At 75.5% G+C, this 12,876-nt stretch carries 13 protein-coding genes; 7 read left to right on the plus strand and 6 right to left on the minus strand.

Annotated features, from left to right (window positions below; genetic code table 11):
* Window positions 1-16: 16 nt before the first annotated feature.
* From ACIA8Q_RS06230 to ACIA8Q_RS06240, 3 genes are read left to right on the plus strand one after another with little or no spacing between them, the layout of a single operon-like run.
* Window positions 17-787, plus strand: a complete 771-nt coding sequence (locus ACIA8Q_RS06230) for a TetR/AcrR family transcriptional regulator (protein ID WP_360220504.1) — start codon at window positions 17-19, stop codon at window positions 785-787.
* Window positions 771-2,405, plus strand: coding sequence for an acyl-CoA dehydrogenase family protein (locus ACIA8Q_RS06235; protein WP_360220507.1), 1,635 nt, complete (start codon window positions 771-773; stop codon window positions 2,403-2,405). Before ACIA8Q_RS06230 ends, ACIA8Q_RS06235 begins: the two co-directional genes overlap by 17 nt.
* Window positions 2,402-3,280 (plus strand): amidohydrolase family protein, encoded by an 879-nt coding sequence (locus ACIA8Q_RS06240; RefSeq protein WP_387898094.1) that lies wholly within the window; start codon window positions 2,402-2,404, stop codon window positions 3,278-3,280. Before ACIA8Q_RS06235 ends, ACIA8Q_RS06240 begins: the two co-directional genes overlap by 4 nt.
* 141 nt (window positions 3,281-3,421) lie before the next feature.
* Here ACIA8Q_RS06240 and ACIA8Q_RS06245 read toward each other — a convergent pair whose 3' ends face one another.
* Window positions 3,422-4,264 carry an inositol monophosphatase family protein gene (locus ACIA8Q_RS06245; protein ID WP_396316821.1) on the minus strand — a complete coding sequence of 281 codons (843 nt, stop codon included), beginning with the start codon at window positions 4,262-4,264 and terminating at the stop codon, window positions 3,422-3,424.
* Window positions 4,265-4,393: 129 nt separating this feature from the next.
* Here ACIA8Q_RS06245 and ACIA8Q_RS06250 point away from each other — a divergent pair, with 129 nt between their 5' ends.
* Both ACIA8Q_RS06250 and ACIA8Q_RS06255 read left to right on the plus strand, forming a co-directional pair.
* The gene (locus ACIA8Q_RS06250) at window positions 4,394-5,455 is read left to right on the plus strand and encodes an Lrp/AsnC family transcriptional regulator (protein WP_360220516.1); all 1,062 of its coding nucleotides are present in this window, start codon (window positions 4,394-4,396) and stop codon (window positions 5,453-5,455) included.
* Window positions 5,456-5,706: 251 nt separating this feature from the next.
* The gene (locus tag ACIA8Q_RS06255; RefSeq protein WP_387898102.1) at window positions 5,707-6,135 is read left to right on the plus strand and encodes a hypothetical protein; all 429 of its coding nucleotides are present in this window, start codon (window positions 5,707-5,709) and stop codon (window positions 6,133-6,135) included.
* A gap of 50 nt (window positions 6,136-6,185) precedes the next feature.
* Here the strand turns inward: ACIA8Q_RS06255 and ACIA8Q_RS06260 are convergent, their stop codons facing one another.
* The 3 genes from ACIA8Q_RS06260 to ACIA8Q_RS06270 form a co-directional block, all read right to left on the minus strand.
* Window positions 6,186-7,016 (minus strand): helix-turn-helix domain-containing protein, encoded by an 831-nt coding sequence (locus tag ACIA8Q_RS06260; protein ID WP_396316822.1) that lies wholly within the window; start codon window positions 7,014-7,016, stop codon window positions 6,186-6,188.
* 85 nt (window positions 7,017-7,101) lie between these two features.
* Window positions 7,102-7,584: a DUF2269 family protein gene (locus tag ACIA8Q_RS06265; RefSeq protein WP_396316823.1), complete on the minus strand. Its 483-nt coding sequence runs from the start codon at window positions 7,582-7,584 to the stop codon at window positions 7,102-7,104.
* Window positions 7,585-7,803: 219 nt separating this feature from the next.
* A complete protein-coding gene (locus tag ACIA8Q_RS06270; protein WP_360220528.1) occupies window positions 7,804-8,511 on the minus strand; it encodes a 4'-phosphopantetheinyl transferase superfamily protein in 708 nt (235 codons plus the stop codon).
* Window positions 8,512-8,731: 220 nt separating this feature from the next.
* Between ACIA8Q_RS06270 and ACIA8Q_RS06275 the strand changes: the two genes are divergently transcribed.
* Entirely contained in the window at window positions 8,732-10,321 is a 1,590-nt protein-coding gene (locus tag ACIA8Q_RS06275; protein WP_396316824.1) for a choice-of-anchor A family protein, read from the plus strand.
* 218 nt (window positions 10,322-10,539) lie between these two features.
* Here ACIA8Q_RS06275 and ACIA8Q_RS06280 read toward each other — a convergent pair whose 3' ends face one another.
* Complete coding sequence (locus tag ACIA8Q_RS06280) at window positions 10,540-11,169, minus strand: TetR family transcriptional regulator (RefSeq protein ID WP_396316825.1); 630 nt, start codon at window positions 11,167-11,169, stop codon at window positions 10,540-10,542.
* Between the two features lie 76 nt (window positions 11,170-11,245).
* On the opposite strand from ACIA8Q_RS06280, the gene ACIA8Q_RS06285 reads away from it, so the two are divergent.
* On the plus strand, window positions 11,246-12,205 hold the full coding sequence (locus tag ACIA8Q_RS06285; protein ID WP_396316826.1) for a hypothetical protein: 960 nt from the start codon (window positions 11,246-11,248) through the stop codon (window positions 12,203-12,205).
* 168 nt (window positions 12,206-12,373) lie between these two features.
* Here ACIA8Q_RS06285 and ACIA8Q_RS06290 read toward each other — a convergent pair whose 3' ends face one another.
* Window positions 12,374-12,871, minus strand: a complete 498-nt coding sequence (locus tag ACIA8Q_RS06290; RefSeq protein WP_387898118.1) for a hypothetical protein — start codon at window positions 12,869-12,871, stop codon at window positions 12,374-12,376.
* Window positions 12,872-12,876 lie beyond the last annotated feature (5 nt).

Raw genomic sequence — 12,876 nt, forward strand, 5'->3', positions numbered from 1 at the left:
GTGCTTCAATGCTTCCATGGCCTACCGACGCACGCCCGCCGTCCAAGCCCGGCTGGACGCCCAGCGTGAGACGGTGCTCCAGGCCGCCGTCCTGCTCCTCGCCGAGCGCGGGTACGGCGGTTGCACCATGGCCGCCGTGGCGGACCGCGCCGGGATCGCGACCGGGAGCCTCTACCAGCACTTCGCCAACAAGGCCGAGCTGTCGGTGGAGCTGTTCCGGCGGGTGGTGACCCGCGAGATGGACGCCGTCAACGCGGCCGTCGCCGCCCGGGAGACCCCGCAGGACCGGATCGCCGCCGTCGTCGAGACCTTCGCCTCCCGGGCGCTGCGCGCGCCCCGGTTGGCATACGCGCTGCTGGTCGAGCCGGCCGACGCGGTGGTCGACGGCGAGCGCCTGGTGTTCCGGCGGGCGTTCCGGGACGTGATCGCCACCGAGATCGCCACCGCCGTGGCCGACGGCGAACTCCCCGAACAGGACCCGGTGCTGACCGCGGCCGCCCTGGTCGGCGCGGTCGGCGAGGCGCTCGCCGGCCCGCTCTCGGCCGCACCCGGCCGGCGCGGCGCACCCGCCGGGCCCGCCACCGCCACCGCCACCGCCGCCCAGCCCGTACCCGCCACCGTCGCCGGAGCGCTCCCGGAGCCCGCACCTGCCCAGCCCGCACCCGCCACCGGCGCACCCACCGAGCCCGCACCCGCACCCGCACCCGGGGCCGCCGCCGTGGTGGTTCCCGCCCTGGTCTCCTTCACCCTGCGTGCCCTGGGAGGACGCGATGACAGCGACGCATGAGGTCACCAACCAGGTGCCCCTGCCGTACGGCCACGACACCGCCGCCGACCCGACCCTGCTCGCCGCGCTGCACCGGGCCGGCGCCGGCTGGGCCGAGCCCGAGCTGCGGGAGCTCGGCCGGTTGGCCGGCTCCGAGCAGGCGGCCGAGTGGGGTCGGCTGGCCAACGAGAACCCGCCGGTGCTGCGCACCCACGACCGCTTCGGCCACCGGGTCGACGAGGTCGAGTTCCACCCGGCCTGGCACGAGCTGATGCGCACCGCCGTCTCCCACGGCCTGCACGCGGCGCCCTGGCGGGACGACCGGCCCGGCGCGCACGCGGCCCGCGCCGCGAAGTTCCTCGTCTGGAGCCAGGTCGAGGCCGGCCACACCTGCCCGATCTCGATGACCTACGCCGCCGTCCCGGCGCTGCGCGCGAACCCCGCCCTGGCGGCCGAGTTGGAGCCGCTGCTGGCCGCGACCGAGTACGACTTCGGGCTGCGCGAGCCGCGCACCAAGCGCGGGCTGATCGCCGGCATGTCGATGACGGAGAAGCAGGGCGGCTCGGACGTCCGCACCAACACCACCACCGCGACCCCGCAGGCGGACGGCACCTACCGGCTGACCGGCCACAAGTGGTTCACCTCCGCGCCGATGTCCGACCTCTTCCTGACGCTCGCCCAGGCGCCCGGCGGCCTGAGCTGTTTCGTGCTGCCGCGGGTGCTGCCGGACGGGAGCCGCAACCGGCTCCAGCTGATGCGGCTCAAGGACAAGCTGGGCAACAAGTCCAACGCCTCGGCCGAGTTGGAGTACGACGGTGCCGTCGGCTGGCTGGTCGGCGAGGAGGGGCGCGGGGTGCCGACCATCATCGAGATGGTCAACATGACCCGCCTGGACTGCACCACCGGCGCCGCCGCCGGGATGCGCTACGGCGCCACCCGGGCCGTCCACCACGCCCTCCACCGGCGTGCGTTCGGCAAGGCGCTGGTGGACCAGCCGCTGATGCGCAACGTGCTCGCCGACCTGGTGGTGGAGTCCGAGGCGGCGACGGCCGTCGCGATGCGCCTCGCCGAGGCCACCGACCGGGCGCTGGCCGGGGACGGGACGGAGTCGCTGGTCCGGCGGCTGGGCCTGGCGGTGGCCAAGTACTGGGTCTGCAAGCGCGGTCCGGCGCACGCCGCCGAGGCGCTGGAGTGCCTGGGCGGCAACGGCTACGTCGAGGAGTCCGGGATGCCGCGGCTCTACCGGGAGGCGCCGCTGGTGTCGATCTGGGAGGGCTCCGGGAACGTGGCCGCCCTGGACGCGCTGCGCGCGATGGCCAGGCGCCCGGAGACCGTGGAGGCCTTCCTGGGCGAGCTCGACGCCGCGGCCGGGGCGGACCGCCGGCTGGACGCCGCCGTCGCCGACCTGCGCAAGCAGTTGTCGGACCCCGCCGACCTGGAGTTCCGGACCCGTCGGCTGGTCGAGTCGATGGCGCTGGCCCTGCAGGGCTCGCTGCTGGTGCGCCACGGCAGTGCGGCGGTGGCGGACGCGTTCTGCGCCAGCCGGCTCGGCGGCGACCACGGCGCAGCCTTCGGCACGCTGCCCTCCGGCGTCGACACCACCGCGATCATCGACCGGGCCCGCCCGGTGCCGGCGTGACCGGCACCGAGGCCGCGGACGTCCGGGCGTTCTGGCAGGCGCTGGGCCTGCCCGGGCTGATCGACGTGCACACCCACTTCATGCCGAAGAACGTCATGGACAAGGTGTGGGCGTACTTCGACGCCGCGGGCCCGCTCGTCGACCGCCCGTGGCCGATCACCTACCGGGTGGCCGAGTCCGAACGCGTCGACCGGCTGCGGGAGTTCGGCGTCCGCGCGTTCACGTCGATGCTCTACCCGCACAAGCCCGGCATGGCCGCCTGGCTGAACGCCTGGGCGGCGGACTTCGCCGCCCGCACCCCGGACTGTCTGCACACCGCGACCTTCTTCGCCGAGCCCGAGGCACCCGGCTACGTGGCGCGGGCGCTCGAGGACGGCGCCCGGGTGTTCAAGGCACACCTGCAGGTCGGCGGCTACGACCCGACGGACCGCCGGCTGGACGAGGTCTGGGGGATGCTCGCCGAGAGCGGGACGCCGGTGGTCTGCCACTGCGGATCCGGGCCGGTGGCCGGCAAGTTCACCGGCCCCGGTCCGATCGGGGAGGTGCTGGACCGGCATCCCGGACTGGTCCTGGTGGTCGCCCACCTCGGCATGTCCGAGTACCGCGACTTCCTCGACCTCGCCGAGCGGCACCCCTCCGTCCGGCTGGACACCACCATGGCGTTCACGGACTTCGTCGAGGCCGACGACCCGTTCCCGCGCACCGAACTGCCGCGCCTGCGGGCCCTCCGGGACCGCGTGCTGCTCGGCAGCGACTTCCCCAACATCCCGTACCGGTACGTCCACCAGCTGGAGGCGCTGGCCGGGTTGGGCCTGGGGGAGGAGTGGCTGCGGGCCGTCTGCCACGACAACGCCGCCGCGCTCTTCGGCCTCTGACGCGCCGGCCGGCCGCCCTACCCCGGCCGGCCGCACGTCACCAGACCGCACGTCACCAGACGCGCGCCGCCCGGCCGTACGCTGCCCGGCCGTACGCCGAGCGACCCGCCCCTCGCCCCCGGCCGGCCGACCGACGCCGGCTCAACGCACCACCCGCAGCACCCCCAGCGCGTCCGCGTGCAGCCCGGGCGCGGCGGCGAGGAAGCTGTCGGACCCGGCCGTCCAGGCCGCACCGGCGGCGTCCGTCACCGTCGCCCCGGCCTCGCTCGCGATCAGTGCTCCGGGCAGCAGGTTGCCGGCGTCCCGGCCGTACTCCCAGAACAGCGCCAGGTGTCCGGAGCCGACCTGCGCCACCTGCAGCGCGGTGGGGCCGAGGTTGCGCACGGCGGGCACCGCGCCGGCCATCGCGCACAGCGACTCGCCCGCCCGGCGCAGCGCCACCGGGTCGGCCGCGACGAACGGCGGCTGGCTGGTGCCGGCGACGGTGGCCGCGAGCTCGCGCGGCAGCGGCGCGATCGCCCGCCCGTCCAGCCGGGCCCCGCCGCCCAGCACCGCCTGGTACGTCCACCCGGCGCCGGGGCCGGTGCCCAGCTCCGGCGCGTGCACCACGGCGAGCACCGCCGCGCCGTCCCGGATCAGCGTCGCCGTGACGGCCCAGTGCGGCTGCCCCAGCAGGTACTGCACCGCGCCGTCCGTCGCGTCGCAGAGCCACCACTCGCCCTCGGCGGGCATCGAGCCGTCCAGTTCCTCCGGCACCCACCCGGCGCGGGGGTGCAGTGCGCTCAGCCGCTCGCGGAGCTCGGCGGCGGCCGGGCCGTCGATCTCGGCGAACCGGGCGCCCGCCTCCTCCCCGGTCGCCGCCGGGGTCGGCGCGGCGGGCCGACGGGCCGCCAGCCCCGCACCGACCAGGCGTACGGCCGCCGTCACCTGCTCCGCCAGCGCCCACAGCTCGGCCGGTACGGTCTCCGCCGACACGGTCCCCATCGCCGCAGCCTCCACTGTCGTCGTCCCTTCCGCCGGGGGCCGGTCGCTCCGGCCTCCCGGGACAAGGAGTACCGTCATGGCGCTGGAACAGGACGCTCGAACGGCCCCGGATGACGGAGATCGGACACCATGGACCTTTCCGCCGCTGATCCGGACACCGTGCTGGACCAGCTGGACCGCCGTCTGGTCTGCGCCCTGCAGGTCGACGGACGGGCCGAGCCCGGCCGCATCGCCGAGGTGCTCGGCGTCTCCGCCCGGACGGTCACCCGCCGACTGGGCCGGCTGCGGCAGACCGGGGTGCTGCGGGTGGTCCGGCTGCCCGACGTCGAGGACGCCGCGGTGGGCGCGCTGCTGCTCCGGGTCCGGGTGCTGAGCGGGGCGGTGGACGCGGTCGCCCGGGCGCTGGCCGACCGGCCCGACGTGCCCTTCGTCGACGTGATGCTCGGCGGCCAGGAGGTCGGCGCCGTCATGCTGACCGACGCCGGGGCCCGCGACCGCCTGCTGTACGGGCAGTTGCCCGCGACCAGCGCGGTCGTCGAGACCACCACGCACGCCGTGCTGCACGCCTTCGCGGACGCCGGGCAGTGGCGGGCCGGCCAGCTGACGGAGGCGGAGGTCGCCGCGCTCGCCCGGCCGGTCGTGCCGCGTCCCGCGGTGCCGCCGCCGACGGACGAGCTCGACCGTGCGCTGCTGGCCCGGCTGGGCGAGGACGCCCGGCAGTCGCACGCGGCGCTGGCCGGAGCGGTCGGCGCCGCGGAGTCGACCGTCCGCCGCCGGCTGGGCAGGCTCGACGAGCTGGGGCTGCTGCGCACCCACGCCACCGTCGACCCGAGGCTGCTCGGGATGGCCGTGGACGCCAACCTCTGGCTGGACGTCCCGCCGGGTCGGCTCGCGGAGGTCGGCACCGCGCTCGCCGGTCATCCGCAGGTGCACGGGGTGTTCGCCACCAGTGGTCCGGCCAACCTGCTGGCCACCCTGTTCTGCGCGGACCACGGCGGCCTCTACCGGTTCCTCACCGAGACCCTGGGCCCGCTCGGGGTGGCCCGGGCCGAGACCACGATCACCGCCCGGGCGGTGAAACGGGCGGGTGTCGTGCTCCGCCGCCCCGGGGCCGATCCGCGGCCCGGCGTACGCACCGAGCCACGTTCCGGCGCACGCCCCGACCGACACCCCGACCGACACGCCGGCTGACGCCCCGACCGACACCCCGACCGACACGCCGGCTGACGCCCCGGCCCCGACCCGACCCAGCCCCGCCCCGGCCCCGACCCGACCCAGCCCCGACCCGACCTGACCCCGACCCGGGCCGTGACCCGGCGGGTACCGATCATGACCTGGCGGGTAATCGACGCCCCGCGGGTCGCCGGGCAGGCTGGAGGCGTCCGGTCGGCGCACGGCCACCGGCAACCAGGACCCGAACCCCCTCAGGAGGCTGATCCGCCGTGTCCGCCCACACCCTGACGCCGCCCACGCGCCCCGCCGACTCCGTCCTCTCGCTGCGGACCGTGCGCGGGGTGCTCGCCCTGGACGCACTGGTCACCGGCGGCAACGGCCTGGCCTACCTGATCCTCGCCGGTCCGGTCGGCGAGCTGCTCGGCGTCGGTCGGTCCACCCTGGTCGAGCTCGGGGCCTTCCTCACCGTGTACGCGGTGGCGGTCGGCGCCCTGGCCGCCCGCAGGCGCCCGCCGCGGGCGGCCGTGTGGACGGTGACCGGCCTCAACGCGGTGTGGGTGGTGCTCAGCCTGGTCGCGCCGGAGGTCTGGTTGGAGCCGACCACCGCCGGGTCCGTCTGGATCGCCGCGCAGGCCGCGGTGGTGGCCCTGTTCGTGGCCCTGCAGTCCACCGCCCTGCGCCGCGCCGACCGCACCTGAGGTCCGGACCGTACGGACGCCCCTCCGTCCGCCCGCCTGACCGCCCGCTCCTACCGCTCCGGCCCCACGGCGGACTGCAGGAACCGGACCGTCTCCGCGTCCGCCGGGAGGAAGGTCTCCATGGCCAGCTCGGAGACGGTCACGTCCAGCGGGGTGTTGAAGGTCGCGATGGTGGACAGGAAGGACAGCACCCGCCCCTGGTGCGCGATCCGCAGCGGCAGCGCGAACGGGAACGCCTCGGTGGTGTCCTCCTCCGCCGTGCCCGCGCCGGACGCCGGCTCGGGGTACCCGGAGACCTCCTCGTAGAGTCGGCGCAGCGGCTCGGAGCGGACCAGGTCGATCTGGTGCTCCATCCGCTCCAGCAGGTGCCGACGCCACTGGCGGAAGTTGACGATGCGCGGCGCCACGCCCTCGGGGTGCAGGGTGATCCGCATCGCGTTGGGCGGGTCCTGCAGCAGGTGCGGGGCGACGCCGTCGAGGAGCAGGCCGAGCGCGCGGTTGGCGGCCAGCACCCGGAAGGCGCCGTCGACGACCAGGGCGGGGTAGGGGTCGTGCGCGGCGAGCAGGCGCTCCAGGCCGCCCCGCAGCGCCGCCATCGAGGGGTCGTCCAGCGGCGTCTCGGGGTAGAGGGGGGCGTAGCCGGCGGCGAGCAGCAGCGTGTTGCGTGCGCGGACGGGGACGTCCAGGTGTTCGGCCAGCCGCAGCACCATCTCCTGGCTGGGCCGGGAGCGGCCGTTCTCGACGAAGCTGATGTGCCGGGCCGAGGAGTCGGCCAGCAGGGCCAGTTGCAGTTGGCTGAGCTGCCGTCTCTCCCGCCAGCCGCGCAGCAGTGCGCCGACGCCCGTCCCCACCCCGGTCCCCATGCCCGCCATGATCGTCATGGTCGACGACGGTACTGGACCGGGCCGGTCGGGCGGGAGAGGGCCGGGTGCCCGCTCGGGGAGGTCCGGACGCGCTCGGGGAGGTTCAGACGCCGGTGCTGGACCCGGGGCGGATCACCATCATCACCACGACCACGGCCCACAGCAGGTTGAACACCCCGGCCGTCATCGGCAGCAGTCGCAGGCTGCTGACGGCCTTGGCGTGCCGCTCGTCCGAGTCGTCGAGGCCGAGTGCGTCCACCGCGGCCTGTTGTCCGGGCAGCACGAAGAGCAGCAGCGAGAGCGCGGCGATCGCGGTGAGCACCATCGAGACGATCAGCCAGGACTGGCCGAGCACGTCCATCACCTGGGCCAGGCCGATCCCCAGCACGGGCACCGCGATCCCCAGCAGGGCGTAGACCTGGGTGATCCGGTGCAGGATGCGCAGCACGCCGGCGTCCGAGGCCTGGTCCGGTCCGCCGGCCAGCGCGGCCCTGGCCCGCCGCGGGAACATGCTGACGGCCACCGCGACCGGGCCTATGAACAGGACCGACGCGAGGACGTGCAGGCTCAGCAGGAACTTGGCCATGGCGGGGACACCCTTAATCCGGCGGTGGGCAGCTGGTGGGGCGGGCGCCCGGTGGACACCGGTGGACATCCGCCGCGACCAGGCACGCTAACACCGCTTACGCACCGGGCCGCCGCGCGGGTCGTCGCCGCCGGGCCCGTCCGCCGCGCCCGTCCGGCGGGCCCGGACGCGCGCCGTCCGCCTGCTCGGCCCGCCAGACCGCTCGGTTGTCCCGCCCGCTCAGCCCGCGGTCGTCAGCTCCACGACCTCCGGTGCGGCGGTGCTGACGGCTGCGACGGCGGCGTCGTGCTCCCGGTCGGTCCAGTCGAGCAGGTGCAGGTCCTGGTGCCGGCTGCGCAGCGGGGGGCCGGGCGGGACGTCCAGGGGGAGGGCGGAGAGGTCGACGCCGGCCAGGGTGTCCAGGGTGGCCCGGCCGATCTTGATCAGTGACTCCTTGCGGACCCACTGGCGCAGGAAGGCCCGGTCCGGCTCCGGTGCCGCCTCGACCCGGGCCAGTTCGGCCGGGGTGAGGACCCGGCGGGCGACGGCGCGCAGCGATCCGCTGCGCCCGGCCAGTTCGACGTCGACGCCGACCGGGTGGCGGCCGGCCCCGGCCGCGACCACGCCGCGGGTGTGGGAGAGGCTCACGTGCACGTCGGGGTGGTCCGGCAGGAAGGGCTTGCCGTGGTCGGCCAGGCCGCAGTCCGGGCACTGCTGGGCGAGCGTGACGGCGGCCACCGGGACGTCGAGGAGCCGGGCGGCGCAGAGCCGGACGAGCAGGTGCCCGGCGGTGAAGTCGATCCGCCCGGACTCGTGCCGGAAGCGGGCGGCGCGCTCGCGCTCGACGGGGGTCAGCAGGTGCTCGCCCGCCTCGGGGTGGCGCAGCACGGCGTCGGCGGACGCGACGGCGACGAGCGGTGCGCTGTGGTCCTTGGCCTCGGTGGTCATGCCCCCAACCTAACGGCCCCGGCCGGAGTCCCGGGGCCGGGGCCGTCCTGGCGGAGCCGCTCCGCCGTTCGGCTGATCGCCGGATCGCATCCGAGGGTCTCCAGGGTGTCATTCGTCCTGTTTCGGGTTGGATGTCTCGGATTTGTGGGATTGGCAGCACATCACACGGAACGTGGCAGGTCATACACCTGCCCTTTTCTATGCGCGGAGGAATGTGTCGATGGCTCAGGGCACCGGTACGCCGGATCACAGAACGACCGCCGCCAGGGGCGTGTCCACCACCGGTCGGCGCCGGGCGGCGCGGGTCGCCGTGGCCACCGCCGTCGCCGCGCTGCCGCTGGCCGCCGTGCTGACGGTCGGTTCGGCCGCGCCGCTGGCGCCGCCGCTCGGCGCCTGCACGGGGCCGGACTGCCCGGCCACCTGGCCGCCGCCGAACAACGGCGACTTCACCGGCCGGGACGCCACCATCAACGTCTTCGCCGGCGGCGACTACACCGTGACCGGCCGTGCGGCCGAGGCCGAGGGCAAGATCGTCGCGCTGGGGAACCTCACCGTCGACAAGAGCCAGGGCGGCGGCGCCTACAACATGGGCGTCGTCGGAGTCGGTTCGCGCATCGCACCGCCCAACGGCAGCGACTTCGTGACCGCCGGCGGCAACGTCGACGTCAAGACCGGCAACCGGATCCTGATCGGCGGCAGCGACTCCAAGGGCCAGGCCTTCGGCAACCTGCGCCACGCCGGGACGGTCACCGGCACGGTCAACATCGACCCCACCGGCCGGTCGATCGCGGACGCGGACGCCGCCGCGCCGTACCGGTCGGTGCTGACCCGGATCGAGGACGTCTCCGCCTGCGTGGGCCGGGCCGCCGCGACCGGGACGGTCGCCGTCACCAACAGCGAGGCGACCTTCACCGGTGACGGCACCAGCATGAAGCAGGTCTTCAACGTCACCCGGAACCTCGCCTCGTCGTCCGGCGGGCAGATCGGCCTGGTCTTCCGCGGCATCCCGGACGGCGCCACCGTCGTGGTCAACATGCTCGGCGACAGCCCGGTCATCAACACCTACACGGGCACCGGCCTGGCGGGGGACCAGACCACCGAGCTGCGCCCCAGGCTGATGTACAACTTCCCGACCGCCACCGACGCCCGGATCCTCGGCGGCGCCCAGTTCCAGGGGTCCGTCATGGCCGGCAACCCGGCCGGCACCACGACCATCGGCCAGGCCGGCACGAACGGCCGGGTCTACCTGGCGGGCAACCTGATCCACACCGGCACGGGCGGCTACGAGATCCACAGCTACCCGTTCGACGGGGACCTGCCGGACTGCCGGGTGACCCCGAGTCCGACGCCGACCTCCTCGTCGCCTTCGCCCTCGCCGTCCCCTTCCCCTTCGCCGACCCCCACCTCGCCGACCCCCACCTCGCCGAAGCCGACGTCCCCCACTCCCACCTCCCCGCGGCCCACCTCCCCGCGGCCGACTCCCACTCCCACCTCGCCGCGGCCCACCTCCCCGAGGCCGACCTGGCCGTCGCCGACCTGGACGCCCACGTCCCCGACCGCGACCCCGACCTCCCCGTCCCCGACCGCGAGCAGCACCTCGCCCTCGGCGAGCTGGTCCAGTTCCGGCCCCGCGCCGACCAGCCACCACCCGTCCGGTCACCCGGGCAGCCACCACCCGGGTGGCGGCGGTGAGCTGCCCTCGACCGGTGCGGGCAACGCGCCGGTGGTCTTCGGGCTGGCCGGTGTCGGCCTGCTCGGTCTGGGCGGTCTCGCCGTCCTCGCCGCCCGCCGCCGCGGCCGGCACAGCTGAACGACCCCCACAGGGCGGGTGCGTGCGTGACGTCTGAGCGCACCCGGAACCCGAGGTGACGGCACAGGCCGCCCGGTCCGCATCCGACCGGGCGGCCTGTGCCGTGCCGTCCCTGTGCCCGGCCGGACACGCGGCCGGGGCCGGGGCCGGACACGCGGCCGCCCCCGGGTCCGGTCGCGGTCACGGGGGGGGGAGATGGCGAACGGGACGGGCGGCGGTCAGTGCCGCCGCGGGTAGTCGGCGAGCCCGGCGGCCAGCAGGCCGAAGGCCCGTTCCACCGCCTCCCGGGCGCGGGTGCGCACCGCTTCGACCGGTTCCCCGGCCACCACCGCCCGGCGGATCTCTCCGAGCACCGCGCGGTGGGCCCCGGCGACGGCGCCGGCCACGATCCGGGGGAGCGGGTCGGCCGGGGCGGCGGCCGACTCCTCGGCCAGCACCTCGGCCAGCGCGGCCTCGGAGCGCTCGCCGAGTTCCAGCAGCCGGGCGCGCAGGGCCGGGCTGTCCGCGACGATCCGCCAGAAGGCGGTCATGCCGGGGTCCAGTCCGACCGTCGGTTCGCCGGCCTCGACCGCGGCCAGCAGGTCGGCCCGGACGGCGTCGACCGCGGAGCTGCCCGGGGGCCGCCGCCGGACCACTCCGGCCAGGTGGGCGACCACCTCGTCCTGCCGGTCGAAGAAGAGGTCCTCCTTGGTCGGGAAGTAGTTGAACACGGTGTTGGGGGAGACCCCGGCCGCCCGGGCCACCTCGACCACCGTGACCCGGTCGAACCCGTGCTCGGCGAACAGGACCATGGCGGTGCCCGACAGGAGCTCCCGGGTCTGCTGCTTCTTGAGTTCGCGAAGTCCCATGGCGGCATCCTACGGGCGAATCATGGTGTCACAGTAAATTTGCAGTGACACCAAAAATATCGGGTACGGTGACGGCATGACCTTCACCTTCGGCATCTATCCCGGCGGCCTGCTCGGCGACGAAACCTCGGTGATCGAGCCCGTCCGCCCCGACGACCCCGCCCTGATCGCCGCCGCCCTGAGCGAACTCCAGGGCGACGCGCCCGAGTTCCTCGTCCGCGCCTACCGCTCGTACCCCACCGGGGAGCACACCCCGGAGCGGCCCGAGCAGTACGCCGGGCAGGGCCGGCGGCTCGACCTGGTGCTCCAGTACCGCGAGCGCAGCGGGGAGTCGGCGGGCTGGCTGGACTTCGTCCGGCACACCGTCCGGACCGACGGCGGGCGGATCGCCCTGCTGCAGATCTGCGAGGAGCCCAACGCCGACCTGCCCGTCCTGGACGGCAGCGTCCCGGGCGTGCGCCGGGCGCTGGTGGAGGGAGTGGTCGCCGCCAAGGAGGAGGCGCTGGCACACGGGTACGACCTGGCGGTCGGCTTCAACGCGGTGCCGGTCTTCGACCCGGCCGACACCTTCTGGCCGGAGCTCGGACGCCTCGCCGACGAGCGCTTCCACCGCGCGCTGGACTACGTCGGCCTGGACTTCTTCCCGGACGTCTTCCGTCCGCTGCCGCCGGACCGGCTCGCCGACGGGGTGCGGGCCGTGCTCGCGGGCTTCCGGCGGGACGCCGCCCGGGCCGGCATCGCGGCCTCGGTGCCGATGCGGATCTGCGAGCACGGCTGGCCCACCGGCCCGGGGCGCGACGAGGCGCGGCAGGCCGAGGTGGTCGAGGAGGTGGTCCGCACGGTGGCCGGCCTCGCCGCCGAACTCGCCGTCAGCGGTTACGCGTTCTTCGGCCTGCGGGACGCCGACAGCGCCGGCGCGGGGCTGTTCCACCACTTCGGGCTGCTGCGCGACGACTACTCCCGCAAGCCGGCCTTCGACGTCTACCGCCGGCTCGTGGCGGAGCTGACGGTGGTTCCCGCCGCCTCGCGGGCCTGAATCGCCGACGGGCCGGCGCCCGGCGTGGCGGGACGACGGGCCCGCGGCCGGCCGGGCTCAGCAAGGGCAGGGCTCGGATCGGGCCCGGCTCGGGGTCGCCCCGGCTCGGATCGGGCCCGGCTCAGGGTTGCCCCGGCTCGGCCCGGCCCGGCGCGGAGCCGCCCCGGCTCAGAGCGAGCCGAAGAAGCGGTCCACCGTGCGGCGGTCGGCGGCGACGCCGTGCACCGGTTCGCCGACCACCCGGCCGGCCAGCGCGACGGCGAGCTCGCCCACGTCCCTGCGCAGCCGGTTCGTCACCTCGGTCTGGTCGGCGGCGATCCGCGCGTGCGCGGCGGTGACCAGTCGGCTGCGTTCCCGGGTCGCCTCCTCGCGGGCCGCGGTGACGGCGGCCGCACCCCGTTCGGCGTACTCCTGGCGTATCCGCGCCGCCCGGAGCCGGGCCCGGGCCAGCTCGTGCCGGCCGGCGTCGCGGGCGGCCTCGGCCTCGGCCCGGACGGCCTCCGCCCGCAGGGTGCGGCCCTCGGTGGCCTCCCAGCGTTCCGCCATGATCCGTTCGATGCGGGGGAACAGGCCGTGGCCGAGGATCCACAGGACCAGGAAGAACAGGGCCAGCCCGAGGGCCAGCATGAAAGGTTCGGGCTTGAGCGGTCCGAGTTCGAAGTTCACGCAAA

The sequence above is a fragment of the Kitasatospora sp. NPDC051705 genome, from assembly GCF_044453265.1.
GTDB lineage: Bacteria > Actinomycetota > Actinomycetes > Streptomycetales > Streptomycetaceae > Kitasatospora.